Raw genomic sequence first — 14,965 nt, forward strand, 5'->3', positions numbered from 1 at the left:
CAAGCGAAATACATCATAATGTTATAATGACGTCATGATTGATTCGATAGCAGACGCACATCACCCTCTTTATGCGCGCATCGAATCGGTTCTTGCGTCGGATATAGCCGCAGGGGCGCTGCTACCGGGCAGCCAGCTTCCTACCGAAGATAGCCTGATCGCACGATTCGAAGTAAGCCGCATTACCGTGCGCAAGGCGATTCAGAATCTGGTGAGCCGAGGCCTTGTCGAGATTCGTCGCGGAAAAGGAACCTTCGTCGTTCAACCCAAGATCACGCAGGAGTTGACCGAACTAAGCGGCTTCGTCGAAGACATGCAGGCAGCAGGACGAAACCCTACCGCTCGCGTGGTCGATCAACAGACTGTTGCTGCCACCGAGGCTGTTGCCAGGCATCTCGCTCTGACCACAGGCATGCTGGTTGTTAGAATTCAGCGCGTGCGCCTGGCCGATGGAGTAGCCATGTCGTTTGACGAAACCTACCTGCCGCTCGAAATAGGCAAGAAGATCATCACCAACGATCTGGAACTCGAACCGATCTTCTCGCTGCTTGAGGCGAAGTACAATATTCCTCTCATAGAGGCGGAGTATAAGCTCGAAGCCATTGCGGCCGAACCCCACGTAGCCCAGGCCCTACAGGTAGCTGGCGGCAGCCCGATCTTTATGATCGAGCGCACCTCCTACACCAGGGGAGGGCAGCCCATCGACTACGAGAGACTGCACTACCGAGGCGACCTGATCCGGTTTGTCACTCGGCTGGCCCGTAATCCATCCAAATGAACTCTTCTGCTACCCCGCAAAGACCCTCGTTCAGAGAGGCACTCGGCTTCTGGTCCAGGCTGGGGTGGATCAGCTTTGGCGGCACCGCCGCGCATATCGCCATCATGCATGGCTACCTCGTAGAGAAGAAGAAGTGGATCAGCAACGGAAGATTTCTGCATGCCCTGAGCCATTGCATGATCCTGCCCGGACCTGAAGCGCAGCAACTGGCAATCTATATCGGCTGGAAGCTCCATGGGAAGAAGGGCGGTCTGGCGGCAGGCACTCTCTTTGTCCTGCCCTCCATGTTCGTGCTGCTCGCACTGAGCCTGATCTATGTTCTATTCGGCAATCTTCCGTGGATTGCCGCCATGTTCAACGGACTAAAACCAGCCGTCATCGCGCTGGTCCTTCTTGCACTGCTCAAAATAGCAGGCAGGGCTTTGCGAGGACCCGTGCATTACGTTGTAGCAGCCGCTGCCTTTATCGGCATGTTCTTCTTCAACGTGTCGCTGCCGCTGATCATGCTGGGAGCTGTCGTTCTGGGCGTCCTGCTCGGCCACCTGCGCCCTTCCCTCTTTCACCATCAGAACTCGCTGGAGACGGACGAAGACGAACACGAGTATTTCATCAATAAATATTCGAAGAGCAGCGAAACAGATTTCAGCAGCAAGTCTCTCGTCAAACTAGTCGCAACCGCCTTGCTCCTATGGCTGGTTCCCTTCGTGTTGTTCTATTTCTTTGTCGACGACTTTCACTTCTGGAGAGGGCTGGCCTTCTTTTTCACGAAGACGGCCTTCGTGACGATTGGCGGCTCTTACACTGTCATTCCCTACGTGGCACAGATCAGCGTGGTGAAGCTGCACTGGCTGAGCAAACTCCAGATGATGGATGGCTTTGCCCTGGCTGAGACGACTCCAGGCCCCTTGATTATCGTGGTGGCTTTCGTCGGCTTTATGGCTGGCTACAATCACTTCCACGGCTCTCTCTGGATGGGAATCCTAGGACTGTTAGCTACCACGTTCTACACCTTTCTTCCCTGCTTCCTCTTTGTCTTCGCAGGCGCGCCGATCGTAGAACGCACACAAGGCAAGCCCGCGGTGGAGGGCGTTCTAAGCCTCATCACCGCTGTTGTAGTGGGCGCCATTCTCGACCTGACACTGTTTCTCGGGAAGGGTGTTGTCTTTCCCTCGGGCACGATGGCGCTACGAAGCATCGACATCGTCTCGGTAGCCTGGATCATTACATCTCTGCTGTTATTGAAGAAGTTCAGGCTGAACGTGGTCTACCTGATTCTCTTGAGCGTTGCCTTCGGAGCGGGACGGTATCTGATCATGCTGCACATGCGATGAACGAGCGACTTCAAAATGAACATCTTTGATAGAGGCTATTCAGGTACGGAAGTAGATTAAAGCCGCGTCCAAAGTCCTGTCTTTGCCTTTCTTTTTGTCATTCCGAGCGTAGCGAGCGAATCTGCTTCCTCCCGTTCTTCGTTCGTATCACCGCGAAACGCGTGAGTTGAAACTGGGATCTGCTTGAACGCATAACGTTTGTGGCAATGCTAGCGAAAAACGGGAGACAGCAGATTCGCTCGCTACGCTCGGAATGACAACAAGAAAGGCAAAGGCAACTGCACCGACGATCCATTGGCAAATCGGGCTTTCCCACCCTAAAATGCAAACTTCGCCGCAAGCTGAACCAACCGTGGAGCAGCCGCACTCACAATCTTCCCGAAGTTGGGATCTTCCACCTGTCCATCCACGGATGCCGGCCCGAAGAATTGAGCGTGATTGAACACGTTGAACGCCTCCAGGCGAAGGTCCAGGGATTTCGAACCTTGAATCCGAATACTCTTCTGCAGGCTGGTGTCGAAGTTGTTGATGCCCGGTCCATAGAAGTTCCGGCGCTTCGCATTTCCAAGCTGACCGATGATCTCTTCGGGAAAGAGTGCCGTATTGAAGGCGGTCCGGCCATTGCGTCCGTTTGTATTGATCTTCAACGGACCCGGCAAATATTGCGGCGTATCGAGCAGGAAGTTATTTGCGCCATTCCCGAGAGTTCCCAACAAGGAGTTATCCGAGTTATCGGAGAGAGTGACAGGCAAGCCACTGGCGAAGCGTGTCGTACCGGACAGCGTCCAACCTGTCGTCCATCGATTTACGCGATGCAGGAATTCGTCAAAGGGAAGATACAGGCTGTAGGTCGCGACAAAGTCGTGCTTGAGGTCGTATGCCGAAATGGCACGGGAGTGACGCGGATCGATGGGATCGAGCTGCTCCCCAAGGTTTGATCCCTGATCGATCGATTTGGCATAGGTATAGCTCAGAAGAAAAGAAGAGCCACCTCGCTGATATTTCAGCGTAGTCTCCAGGGCATTGTAGTTAGAGTTTGCAACGGACTTATCGGCGGTATTCTCACCGTAGTTCGATCCTTGCCCCACGCGCGTGCCCTGAATCACCTGACCGCTGGCGGTAGTGTAGGTCGTATCTTCTCCGAAGGGGCCACAGCCAACGCTCTGAAGACTCAAACAGAGCGCAGGGTTGCCGGGATTGACGGAGACGAGGGTCAGAAGATGGTGCCCCTGGTTGCCGACGTAGCTCGCTGTAAGAACCAGATTGTGGGTAATCTGCCGCTGCAGAGAGAGCATGAAATTATTGATGTAGGGCACACGATTGCGGTAGTAGAAAAATGGGTCCGCAGCAATAGGAGTGAAGTTCGACCAGTCGACATTGTTGTCGGGATTGGAGGCGGACACGTTGTGCGGTGGAAATGGGAACGGAAAGCGCTGGCCGTTATTGACGCCGGATGCAGCCGTAATAAACGGCGACTCAAGCAGTGGCGGTCCGGGGCTCAGATAGTTGAAGCCGAAGGGTGGAACTGCATACATGATGCCGGCAGATAGCCCGGGGAAAGCTGTATAGAAGATGCCGTAACTCGCGCGAATACTGATCTTGCCTGACTCACCAAAGAGCAGGCGGCCAAGCCCCTTTTCAAAGTGCGGCGCATAAGCCAGGCCTATGCGTGGAGCAAAGTTCTTATAGCTCGTTGGGGCAATCGTCTGCGGGACGCCAGGATCTCCCGCAACGACGAAGCCCAGAGGCGCTCCGGGAAATAGCACAGATTGCTCCCCGGGAATATAAGTCTGAAGCTGATGGTTCTTCTCCGACCAGGGCTCGATGATGTCCCAGCGAACACCCGCATTGAGCGTAAGATCACTGCGCACGCGCCAGCTATCCTGCGCATAAAAACCGAGATAGTGATTGCGCAGATAAAAGGGCTGGCCGGAGGACTGCGTGTAGTTACTCGGAGTACCGATCAGAAAATCGGCATACGGATCGCCGGTCTCCGTCCCATTGATATTGAAGGTCCCATTGAAGGTAGCGTTCGGATGTTCATTGACCTGGTCAACGTGGAACTGCCCTCCAACTTTGACGGTGTGAGTCCCGAAGACGCGCGAGAAGCCATCGCTCAGGTAATACGTATTGTTCACCTGCGTCTCATTCGTAATAGGAACACCCATGACAAAGGTCGGGAAGGTAATATTCTCGACCCCCTCGAACTGAGGGGCCTGAACATAGATCCCCGAACTACCGGCCCCGGTCGTAAACCCTTGCGAGGCAAGCGAGACACCAAGGCCGCCCTTTGGCTGTCCGATCACATTCGCGTAACGAAGGTAGCCAACATTGAAGTCGTTCACCGCGTTCGCTCCGATCACCTTGGTATCGGAGATCGAAAGAAGCTGTGCGCGGCCCAGGGTGAGAGCGTCGAAGCCGGGGATGGAAGCTCCTCCCTGCTGGCCGGGATAGGGATTATCCAGTGTGTAGTCGTCGATAAAGTAATATCCCGAAATCCGGCCCAGGAGAGTATCCGCATCGAGCCGCACGGAACCCTTGTCGTCGCGGTTCACCTCAGCGAAGGCCGAGGTCGAAAACTGGCCGGAACCCACGTTCGGAGAGGGGATGTACTGAAGTAAGTTCTTCCCGGGCGCCGACCACGCAGCCGGGGGGATTCTCAGGCCCGGGAAGACGCATTGAGCCGTGCTGGTACAGGTGTTTGAGTAAGTACCTGGGTTCTGGTCAGGATGGTTCGGATCGATCGGCATCGATTCGCCTGCCGTGAAGCTGTAAGGTTCTCCGGCACTCACGGGATACCCGAGCTTTGGCGCAAGCACCTGGGACGCGAGATAAGGACCGCTGACAACTGTTGGAACCGTAACCTGTGCGCCGTTCACGGTGGCCGTCGTTGTAAACGATGACCCGTCATCAGAGAAATCGCCACTCCGTTCAGCCAGAGTAGGAACCGAAATATTTCCCGTAGAGATGCCCTGTGTCGTACGCGTGCCCTGGTAGTCGGCGAAGAAAAACAGCCTGGTGTGGGTTACCGGACCACCCAGCGTTCCACCGTACTGGTTTTGTTTGAAGGCCGGGCGAGTGGGGTCGAAATAGCCGCGGGCGTCGAGGGCCGTGTTACGAAAGAACTCGAATGCCTTTCCGTGAAACTGGCCGCTGCCGGACTTGGTGACAACAGTGATCATGCCGCCGTTGTAGTTGCCATACTCTGGATCGAAGTTATTGGTCAGCACGCGAAACTGCTCGATGGAGTCCAGATCAGGAACGATCGACGTTCCACCATTCATGTGCTCCTGCACATCAACGCCATTCACCATAAAGCCATTGGAAGACTCGCGCTGGCCATTGATCGAAACATTGCCGGGATTCTCATCCCCCGAAGGAGAGATGCCGCCTGTCACTCCGGCCATGATCACGGCGTTGGGAAGCAGCGTGGATACAGGTGCGACGCCGGGCTGAATCGAAAGCAGGTCGGTGTAACTCCTGCCGTTGAGAGGTAGTGCGGTCATCTCCGCACCCGAGACAACTTCCCCCAGATGCGTCGAGCTGGTATCGACCTGCGCATTCGTATCGCCGCTTACCGTTACGGCATCGGACGTACCGCCAACGGCAAGCGCCACATCGGTGCGAAGACTGGCATCCGTATCGACGACCAGGCCTGTCAGCTTCTTCGTGGCAAAGCCGGTTCCGGTAACAGTAAGGTCGTATCGCCCCACCGGAAGATTGAGGAAGAAATAAGCTCCCTGCGCATTCGAGACAGCTCGATAGGTAGTTTGCTGCGCCTGGTTTACCAACACCAGTTTGGCTGCGGGAATAACCGCTCCCGTAGCATCCGTAACCGTGCCGGTAATACTTCCACCCACAGCGGCAAGCATCCGCAGACTGGTGAAGATCGAAATAGCGAAAAGAAGAAGAGTTCGTTTTGTCTTACAACCAGCAGACAACAAAATCGAATCGAGCAAACTGCACCTCAATCCGTGGCAAAGAGGCACAAAGCTCAAAAGAGAATGAGCGATCGCTTCCCGTTTCCACGCGGAAAAGAATCAAATTGATTCCAGGTAGGTCTCCTGACTTTCAGGCGAAGCTTCTGTTACGAAGCTCCCGACTCTTCACCTTCCCCGATCGCAACCGAGTGGCCTATGAAAAGTCGTTTTCCTGATTACAGTGGCGGGACCGTGCCGGACTTACACCGGACTTCCCTTTTATGCCCTTGCGGGCACCTGGAACGTTTTGCCAGACTAACACAGCCCTTCTAAGGGCCTTATAAATTTCCTGAAGAGCGAGAGAGAGCGCATCCAGTGGAGCGCGCCGTCCAAAGTCGCCCATTAAATCGCAGATCGGTCACAGAGAGCGGCGCGATTTCAAGCCGCCAGAAAGACTCCGGCGGAGCCTGCAAGCTATAGAGAATCGCCGCACGAATCACGGCAGGATGAGTGACGGCTAAGGTGTGCCCGGCACTGGTCTGCGCTTCCATCCACTGCCCCACACGGACGATCAATTGCACAAAGGATTCACCGCCGTGAGGTGCGGCACTTACATCGGTAAGCCAGGCGGCCAACCCTATCGGATCGCTCGCCTGTATCTCGTCGATCTGCTTGCCGCTCCACTCTCCGTAGTTGACATCGGCAAGCCCACTTTCTACAGATGCTTCAAGACCCAAGGCTGTCGCTGTCTGTCGCGTGCGCTGCTCGGGCCCTGCGCAGATCTGCTGTGTGCGCGGAGCCGCCCAGCCAAGCGCTGCAATCTTCTCCGGCTCGCCTTCGACGAGAGCTTCGTCCAGCGGAAAGGAGGCACGCTTCAGGGCAAGCGTGGCAGCGTGGCTGATCAGGGTGATTCGGGGGGGTAGAGTTTGCGGTTCGGAGGATTGCATCGCCAATCATTCTACGTGGCAGAGCTATTGGCAATGAGTAGAGAGGAACGTGCAACGACGAATCACATATTTTGTTCCCCCACAGAGACGTCATTCTGAGCGGAGCACTTCGCGCTTTTGCGAGGTGCGGAGTCGAAGGACCCCGAAGGGCTTGAGCTTGCCCAGAAGGTTGGGACCTTTTCCAGCGCGAACGTCCAGGCTCGAGCGTTCGAGGTAGAAAAGGTGCAAAAGGTTTGGGCAAGAGGATAACCTTCGGGGTCCTTCGACTCCGCGTCCCCAAAGGCCGGAACGCTCCGCTCAGGATGACGATTCTGTGGGGATGGGGAACTTCCTCCATGGCCGCTCGACCCCACTCCTTGACACTCCCCCTCGCCTTCACTAGGCTCAGATTCAGTTGAGCTTGCGTTATCCCTCAACCAGTTCAGGAGACTTCACCATGTCACAATCTGTCGCAGGTTCCATTGCATCCCCGGTATCTATCCCCGTTGTTCCGTTGCGGGAGCTGTTGCCCTGGGCGCTCTTCGGCGGCCTGCTGATGCTGCTCCTGATCTATTTTGTCGGCGCAGAACAGGGAGCCACCTCGCTCATCCACGGTCGTGCTGTACACGAATTCGTGCATGATGGACGCCATCTGCTCGGCTTTCCCTGCCACTAAACCCGATGGCCCGTACGCTGCTTCTTCGTGGAATGCTGGTCGGCCTCGTAGCCGGGTTGATCGTTTTTGCGTTCGCGCGCTGGATCGGCGAGCCTCAGGTCGACAGGGCTATCGCCTTTGAGACCAGCATGGACCAGGCCAGGGGAGAAGCTCCCGAGCCGGAAATGGTCAGCCGCAAGATTCAAAGCGGCCTGGGATTGCTGACCGGTGCCGTGGTCTACTGCACCGCGCTCGGCGGCATCTTCGGAATCGTGTTCGCTTTCACGCGCGGACGTCTCAGCACTGCCAGGCCACGAGTACTCTCCGCAGTGATCGCGGGCCTGGGATTCATCTCCATCGTCCTGGTTCCATCGCTCAAGTACCCGGCTAATCCTCCGGCGGTAGGAAACCCGGAGACGATCGGTGTTCGTACCGGGGCCTATTTTCTGCTCATCGCCATCTCTCTGATGTCCCTGATTCTGGCGATCAAGGCCGGACGGAGCTTGAATAAGCCCTTCGGCCCCTGGAACGCGTCGCTGCTCGCGGCCCTTTTATTCGTGCTGCTGGCGGGAACCAGTGCCCATTTCCTGCCTGTCATCGACGAAGTCCCCGCAGGCTTTCCGGCCTCTCTGCTTTGGAAGTTCCGCATAGCATCGTGGGAGACCCAGGTCGTGCTGTGGAGCGTACTGGGCCTGCTCTTCGGAGGTCTGACCGAACGGCAGGAAGCCGCGGCTCAACAAAGCGGACGAGCTTTCCCTACCTCGGACGAGATGCGCTACTCCTGACAAAATCGTGACGTCCCGCGTGGGATTACGCGTGATACTAATGGTGTTGACCTACGGTGCCCACATGGGCTTAAAAGGGAAGTCCGGAGCAAAACCGGCGCGGTCCCGCCACTGTAAACAAAGATGAGCCGCTAGCAGTACCACTCGGGAAAGACCGGGGAAGGATAGCGGCAGACACTCAGATGTCGTCTTTGAGCCAGGAGACCTGCCAGGGTTCGAACTGCAACTTTCTGCGGAGACAGAAACCCTGCGCCTGAGCTTACGTTCCATCGAAGACAACCCGTATCCCTCCCTGCTGACCCTGCGCAGCCTCACGACCGCTGTCGCGCGCGTGGCTATGCCCCCGTGCCTTTCCCTGCGCGGCCCGCATCTCGTTCGGTCAATCCGCCAAAACAACCTCTCGGAGCAGATGTAGCCATGCCGACCTACCGCCAACGCGTCATCCGTGCCGATGGGCGCGCCTTCAACATCACCCAGCACCGCGCGCACCTGACCTACTGCTACACCGGCTGCTGCTGCGGCATCACCGAGCGCGGCTATGCCGCAGTACCGGTCGACGTCTACACAGAGGAGTGGCTCAAGCGCAAGATCCGCAACGACGTCCACCTGACCAAGGGCGGATGCATCGGGCCCTGCGCCCTGGCGAACGTCGCCAGTCTCGTCTTCGACGGCAAGAGCATCTGGTTCCACTCGGTCAACAGCGAGTGGCAGGTACGCCAGATCTACGAGTACATCGACTCCATGCTGAAGGCGGACCGCTTCCTGCAGCCGCCCTCCGAGCTGAGCGAATACGTCTTCAACTACTACGACTGGGACGTTCGCCTGCCCAGCCCCGCAGAGGGGCTAACCCAGCTTGAGATCGTGCAGCCGAACGGCGCCATCATGCTGCTCTCGCACGCGGATACCGATCTGCTTACGCTCATCAAATCCTCGGAGACGCTGCCGGAAGAGCTGCGCGTCAGCGGCTTTTCCCTGAACGCACTCCGCACCGAAGACCAGATGAACGTGCTGATCCTCGGCGAGATGAGCAAGGCCAAGGTCATCGTCGTGCGCTGCCATGGGCCGCTCAGCGGCATCCCCGGCTTCGACCGTCTGAAGGCGGCCTGCATCGAGCGCGGACAGTCGCTGGTACTGGTGAGCGGCACAGGCGATAACGCCTCGGAGTTTTCCGAGACGATCAACGTGCCCGCCGATGTGATGCAGACTGCCTCGGGCTACCTCGATTTTGGAGGCGTCTCCAACTTTGGCGAGCTGTTCCGCTTCCTCTCCGACCGCCTGATGCTTACCGGCTTCGGATACACCACGCCGAGCCCTATGCCGGAGCACGGAATCTACCTGCCGGAGATGGACGCCGCGACCTTTGAAGACTGGCAGCGCCAGGCCGATCCCGCAAAGCCGACCGCAGCGGTACTCTTCTATCGCGCGCATCGCATGAGCGGAAACACCAGCTTCATCGACGCGATCGCTGAAGCACTAAAGAGCAAGGGCATGAATGCGCTCTGCATCTTCACCTCAAGCCTCAAGTCGAAGGAGAACGGCCGGCCCGCAGCCTTCGGCCTGATCGAAGGCAAAGCCGATGTTCTGATTTCGACGCTATCGTTTGCGCTCGGAGAGGTGAACACCGGCTCTGTAACCATTGCAGGCGAGGCCGTGGGCTCTCTCGAACAGCTCGGCATTCCTGTGCTGCAGGCCATCGCGAGCGGCATGCAGTATGGGGCGTGGGAAGGCTCGCGTCGTGGAATCAACGCTCTCGACACCGCCGTGAACGTCGCCATTCCCGAGTTCGATGGCCGCATCATCACCGTGCCGGTCTCGTTCAAGGAACGCAGCGCCGCCGGAACAGACAATCTCTACGTTGCGCAGCCGGACAGAGTGGACCGCGTCGCCGGAATCGCTGCACGTCTCGCGACTCTGCGCCGCAAGTCCAATCGCGAACGCCGCATTGCCTTCGTGCTGACGAACTCCGCGGCGAAGGCCTCGCAGGTTGGTGGCGCTGTGGGCCTCGATACACCGGCGAGTCTCCTGACTACTCTCCACGCCATGCGTGCGCGCCGGTACAACGTCTCTGCCCTGTCCGAAACTTCGGACGAGTTGATGCAGAGCCTGCTGCAGCATGGCACCTACGACGACAACTATCCGCTCGATCCCGCGCAGGCCAAGCGCTTCTCCCGAGCGGTTTACCGGAAGATCTTTGCAACCTTCCCCGACCGCCCGAACCGCAGGATGCAGGACTTCTGGGGACAACCTCAGGATCGGGGCTTCAGCGTTCTGCCTGCCAAGAAGACGGACAAGAAGCTGCTCCCCACTATCGGCGGCAAGGTCGTGTCCATCGAGCAGGAAGAGCCATGGGGAGACGAACACGACTACCTCTTCGCCGCGATGGACCTCGGCAATGCGCTCATCGCTCTACAGCCCCCGCGCGGCTACGGTATCGATCCCGACACGATCTATCACACGCCCGACCTGCCGCCGACACACCACTACACGGCCTTCTACCGCTGGCTGGGAACACCGCAATCCGAAGGCGGCTGGGGTGCGGATGCCATCGTCCACATGGGCAAGCACGGCACGCTTGAGTGGCTTCCCGGCAAGGGCATAGGCCTCTCGGGTGAGTGCTACCCCGATCTGCTGCTGGGCGATCTACCGCTCATCTACCCGTTCATCCTCAACGATCCCGGCGAAGGCAGCCAGTCCAAGCGACGGGCCCACGCCATCGTCGTCGACCACCTCACGCCGCCGATGACCAACGCAGAAACCTACGGCCCACTGGCGGAGCTGAACCAGCTCGTGAACGAGTACTACGCCGTAGAAAAATTGGACCCCAAGAAGCTGCCATACCTGCAGCAGCAGATCTGGGAGCTGGTGGAGCGCACCAATCTCAAGACCGATCTCGACACCAAGACGATGCTCACGCGCGAACGCGGCGACCACACTCATGAGTGGGACGACGCGCTGACGCCGGAGGGCGTTCCAACGACGCTGGCCTCGATGACCGGCAACGAAGTTGCGCATCTCATCGAAGATCTCGACGGCTACCTCTGCGAACTGGGCATGGCACAGATTCGCGACGGTCTCCACATCCTGGGACAGATGCCCCCGCTCCCCGAGATGCTTCGCTCGCTCACGCGGCTGGCAAACATCAGCACACCGAGCCTGCAGGCGAGCCTCGCGACGGCGTTCTCTTTCGATCTCGCGAGCCTTCTCGACAAGCCTGGAGAACGGCTGGAAGAGCCGCAAGAGATTCTCGACCAGACCTGCTACACACGAGCCGACGTGCTGGAGCTGCTCGACCGTGCCTCGCTCGATCTCTTCACCATGCTGGAGACCTTTGGGTTTCGCACGAAAAAAATCGCTGACGTTCAACGGGCCGTGCTCGGCCTCCAATCCGAGGACATCACGCAAGCGCTCATCTTCGCCTGCGAAGAACTCGTGCCGAACCTCGAACAGACCGGCGACGAGATCGAGCACCTTCTGGACGCTCTCGAAGGCAAGTACATCCCAGCCGGACCGGCTGGCGCACCCACGCGCGGCATGGCCCACGTTCTACCTACGGGGCGCAACTTCTACGCCGTCGATCCGCGCGCTCTACCGTCACAGGCCGCATGGCGCGTCGGGCAGCAACTCGCCCGCGAAGCCATCGAACGCTTCCGCATGGAGGAGGGCAAGTACCCCGAGATGATGGGCCTGAGCGTCTGGGGAACCTCGCAGATGCGCACTCACGGCGACGATCTCGCCGAGGCCTTTGCTCTGCTGGGAGTGCAGCCCGTTTGGAACGCGCAGTCCCGCAGACTGGAAGGCGTTGCTGTCATCCCGCTCGAACAACTGGGACGCCCGCGCGTGGACGTCACACTGCGCATCAGCGGCTTCTTCCGCGATGCCTTTCCTCACTTGATCGATATGTTCGACCAGGCCATCTCTCTCGTCGTCGAACTGGACGAACCGCTCGAACAGAACTTCCCACGCAAGCACTATCTCGCGGATCTCGAGGCGCATAAAGATCTTCCCGAGCATGAGGCGGAGGCCCAGGCTCGCTATCGTATCTTCGGATCGAAGCCCGGCTCCTATGGCGCCGGCATTCTTCCGCTGATCGAAACCGGCAACTGGCACGGCGACGAGGACTTTGCACGCGCCTTCCTCGCCTGGGGTGGCTACGCCTACGGCAAGGGCACGGACGGCGTCGATGCTCAGCCTGTGTTTGCGGAACGCCTGAAGGCGATCCAGGTCGCGCTGCACAACCAGGACAACCGCGAGCACGACATCTTCGACTCCGACGACTACTTCCAGTTTCACGGCGGCATGATCGCGTCCATCCGCGCACTCACAGGCGTGCAACCCAAGGCCTACTTCGGCGACAGCTCGCGCCCTGAGAACGCGCAGGTCCGTGACCTCAAAGAAGAAGCGCTGCGCGTCTACCGCTCGCGTGTCATCAATCCGAAGTGGATCGAGAGCATCAAGCGGCATGGATACAAAGGCGGCCTGGAACTCTCGGCCACGGTCGATTACATCTTCGGCTTCGACTCCACTGCACACATCGCTCCGGACTTCGTCTACGAGGGCCTCGCCGAGCACTATGCGCTGTCCCAGGAGATGCGCGATTTCCTAAGCGCTTCTAATCCGTGGGCGCTGAACGCCATCGCCGAGCGGCTGCTCGAAGCAGCCCGGCGCGAGCTCTGGGAGAACCCCGCACCAGAGACATTGAACGCCCTGCGTGAAGTCTTGCTGGAGAGTGAGACGCTGTTAGAAGCCCAGGGCGAACGGAGGCGCGAGATCGTCCAATGAAGCCTTTCATCTATCCCTTCTCCGCCATCGCCGGACAGCAAGAGATGAAGCTGGCCCTGCTGCTCGCAGCCGTGGACTGGCGCATCAGCGTGCTCCTGCGGGGAGACAAAGGCGCCGGCAAAACCACCACGGCGCGCGCGCTTGCCGCTCTTCTGCCCCAGCCCAGCCCCTTCATCAACCTGCCGATCGGTGCGACCGAAGACCGGCTGCTCGGCGGCCTGCACCTGGAGCGCGCCCTCAAAGGCGATCCCGCGCTAAAGCCCGGTCTGCTGTCAGAAGCGCACGGCGGCGTCCTCTACGTGGACGAGGTCAATCTTCTCCCAGCCCATCTGGGCGATACCCTGCTCGATACCGCTTCGAGCGGAGTCAACGTGATCGAGCGCGAAGGCTTCAGCGCCTCCCATGCAGCCGAGTTCGTCCTGCTCGGCAGCATGAACCCGGAGGAGGGCCTGCTGCGGCCCCAACTGCTCGACCGTTTTGCGCTTGCGGTGAACATTACCGCTCCTCTGGAGCCTGCCGAACGGCAAACCGTCGTCGAACGCCGCATCGCCTTCGATCGCGATCCGGCCGTCTTCCTCGCGGATTGGGCGGAGATGGAACAGCAGCTTCGCGAACAGATCCTCAGCGCACGCGCACAGCTCTCCGGCGTTCTGTGCTCGCAAGAGATTCTCGCGCAGATCAGCGCCGCCGTCTGCGAAAGGGGCGTGCGCTCCCTGCGCGCCGATCTCGCGGCAGTTCGAGCCTCCATCGCCTACGCTGCCCTCACCGGCGATGCCTCGGTACAGCCCCACCATGTAGCCGCCGTACTGCCGCTGGTACTCGTGCATCGCGCCCAGGAACGAAGTCGTCCCCCGGCACCCCAGCCGCCAGCACTCCAGACACCGCAAGACGCTCCTTCCGAGGCCTCCGACAAAGACCAGGCGCAGAACGCAGGCGAGGCCCAGGAACGAATCTTCGCTCCAAGGGAGATCAAGACGCCCAAGGTGCAGGCGAAGTTTGAAGACGCCGCAGCACGCGGCAACAGCGCTCCGGCGCAGGCGCACCAGCCGGGGCCTGCGGTCGGAGCACGCCGGTCTGAAACTCCCGTAGAGCTCGACCTTCGCGCTACCTTGAACCACGCCGTAATGGAGACCGGAAGCCTTCAGCCGCGCCTGCAGGATCTTCACGAACGAGTGCGGCAGCCGGCGACAGGCACCCGATATCTCTTCGTCATCGATTCAAGCGGCTCCCACGCAGCACAGGAGAGAATGCGCCTCGTCAAAGGCGCGGCTTCCAGCCTGCTGACACGCTCTTTCAAAAATGGGGACGAGGCTGCCATCATCGTCTTTCGCGGCACTGCAGCGCAGGTGGTGCTTGAGCCGACGCGGACACTCCCCGAAGCCATCACCGCCTTCGAGTATCTGCCCACGGGCGGCAGAACCCCTTTGGCCCATGCCCTCGATCTCGCACAGAACTACCTGACACCGGCAACGGTCCTGGTGCTTCTCACCGATGGGCGAGCAAATGTCTCTCTTGGAGAGGGCGACCCCTGGCAGGAGGCATTGGAGATTGCGAGCCGGATCAAGGCCACCGCCCTCGTGGTCGATACCGAAAACTCCGCCGAACGGTTGGGGCGGCCTCGCCAGTTGGCAGAGGTCATGGCCGCAGAGTATGTGGGGCTGGAGAATCTCGAATCCAGTGATGCGGCGATTCTCACCTTGCATCGGCTTTCGGGATAAACGAGGAAGCAGGAACCGGTCAATCACGAAGCTGTACCACGTTTTGCGTGATTGACCCACCTCCTCCGCGAGC

8 protein-coding genes and 2 riboswitches are annotated in these 14,965 nt (G+C 59.0%); of the genes, 6 read left to right on the forward strand and 2 right to left on the reverse strand.

The features are described 5' to 3' along the window. The first annotated feature begins 34 nt into the window (after positions 1–34). Both ACIX8_RS15260 and chrA read left to right on the forward strand, forming a co-directional pair. Entirely contained in the window at positions 35–778 is a 744-nt protein-coding gene (locus ACIX8_RS15260) for a GntR family transcriptional regulator (RefSeq protein ID WP_014266260.1), read from the forward strand. Beyond that, entirely contained in the window at positions 775–2,109 is a 1,335-nt protein-coding gene (gene chrA, locus ACIX8_RS15265; protein WP_014266261.1) for a chromate efflux transporter, read from the forward strand. Before ACIX8_RS15260 ends, chrA begins: the two co-directional genes overlap by 4 nt. A 317-nt stretch (positions 2,110–2,426) precedes the next feature. On the opposite strand, the gene ACIX8_RS15270 is transcribed toward chrA, so the two are convergent. Then, positions 2,427–5,981 carry a TonB-dependent receptor gene (locus ACIX8_RS15270; protein WP_150110616.1) on the reverse strand — a complete coding sequence of 1,185 codons (3,555 nt, stop codon included), beginning with the start codon at positions 5,979–5,981 and terminating at the stop codon, positions 2,427–2,429. A 165-nt stretch (positions 5,982–6,146) separates the two neighbouring features. Further along, a riboswitch (cobalamin riboswitch) is annotated at positions 6,147–6,345 on the reverse strand. Between the two features lie 22 nt (positions 6,346–6,367). Beyond that, positions 6,368–6,976 carry a histidine phosphatase family protein gene (locus tag ACIX8_RS15275; protein WP_014266263.1) on the reverse strand — a complete coding sequence of 203 codons (609 nt, stop codon included), beginning with the start codon at positions 6,974–6,976 and terminating at the stop codon, positions 6,368–6,370. Positions 6,977–7,412: 436 nt separating this feature from the next. Here ACIX8_RS15275 and ACIX8_RS15280 point away from each other — a divergent pair, with 436 nt between their 5' ends. The 4 genes from ACIX8_RS15280 (at position 7,413) to ACIX8_RS15295 (ending at position 14,892) form a co-directional block, all read left to right on the forward strand. Further along, positions 7,413–7,631, forward strand: coding sequence for a CbtB domain-containing protein (locus ACIX8_RS15280; protein ID WP_014266264.1), 219 nt, complete (start codon positions 7,413–7,415; stop codon positions 7,629–7,631). A 5-nt stretch (positions 7,632–7,636) separates the two neighbouring features. Continuing rightward, positions 7,637–8,395: a CbtA family protein gene (locus ACIX8_RS15285; protein WP_014266265.1), complete on the forward strand. Its 759-nt coding sequence runs from the start codon at positions 7,637–7,639 to the stop codon at positions 8,393–8,395. A 37-nt stretch (positions 8,396–8,432) separates the two neighbouring features. After that, a riboswitch (cobalamin riboswitch) is annotated at positions 8,433–8,622 on the forward strand. Between the two features lie 190 nt (positions 8,623–8,812). After that, the gene (locus ACIX8_RS15290) at positions 8,813–13,174 is read left to right on the forward strand and encodes a cobaltochelatase subunit CobN (protein WP_014266266.1); all 4,362 of its coding nucleotides are present in this window, start codon (positions 8,813–8,815) and stop codon (positions 13,172–13,174) included. After that, positions 13,171–14,892 carry an ATP-binding protein gene (locus tag ACIX8_RS15295; protein WP_014266267.1) on the forward strand — a complete coding sequence of 574 codons (1,722 nt, stop codon included), beginning with the start codon at positions 13,171–13,173 and terminating at the stop codon, positions 14,890–14,892. The genes ACIX8_RS15290 and ACIX8_RS15295 overlap by 4 nt, the downstream gene beginning before the upstream one ends. The last annotated feature ends 73 nt before the right edge of the window (positions 14,893–14,965 follow it).

It is taken from the genome of Granulicella mallensis MP5ACTX8, assembly GCF_000178955.2.
In the GTDB taxonomy this organism is placed as follows: domain Bacteria; phylum Acidobacteriota; class Terriglobia; order Terriglobales; family Acidobacteriaceae; genus Granulicella; species Granulicella mallensis.

What these genes read in the sequence shown, in the direction of transcription:
- ACIX8_RS15260 (WP_014266260.1), top strand. Translation starts at nt 35, where the DNA reads ATGATTGATTCGATAGCAGACGCACATCACCCTCTTTATGCGCGCATC.
- chrA (WP_014266261.1), top strand. Translation starts at nt 775, where the DNA reads ATGAACTCTTCTGCTACCCCGCAAAGACCCTCGTTCAGAGAGGCACTC.
- ACIX8_RS15270 (WP_150110616.1), bottom strand. Translation starts at nt 5,981, where the DNA reads ATGCTTGCCGCTGTGGGTGGAAGTATTACCGGCACGGTTACGGATGCT.
- ACIX8_RS15275 (WP_014266263.1), bottom strand. Translation starts at nt 6,976, where the DNA reads ATGCAATCCTCCGAACCGCAAACTCTACCCCCCCGAATCACCCTGATC.
- ACIX8_RS15280 (WP_014266264.1), top strand. Translation starts at nt 7,413, where the DNA reads ATGTCACAATCTGTCGCAGGTTCCATTGCATCCCCGGTATCTATCCCC.
- ACIX8_RS15285 (WP_014266265.1), top strand. Translation starts at nt 7,637, where the DNA reads ATGGCCCGTACGCTGCTTCTTCGTGGAATGCTGGTCGGCCTCGTAGCC.
- ACIX8_RS15290 (WP_014266266.1), top strand. Translation starts at nt 8,813, where the DNA reads ATGCCGACCTACCGCCAACGCGTCATCCGTGCCGATGGGCGCGCCTTC.
- ACIX8_RS15295 (WP_014266267.1), top strand. Translation starts at nt 13,171, where the DNA reads ATGAAGCCTTTCATCTATCCCTTCTCCGCCATCGCCGGACAGCAAGAG.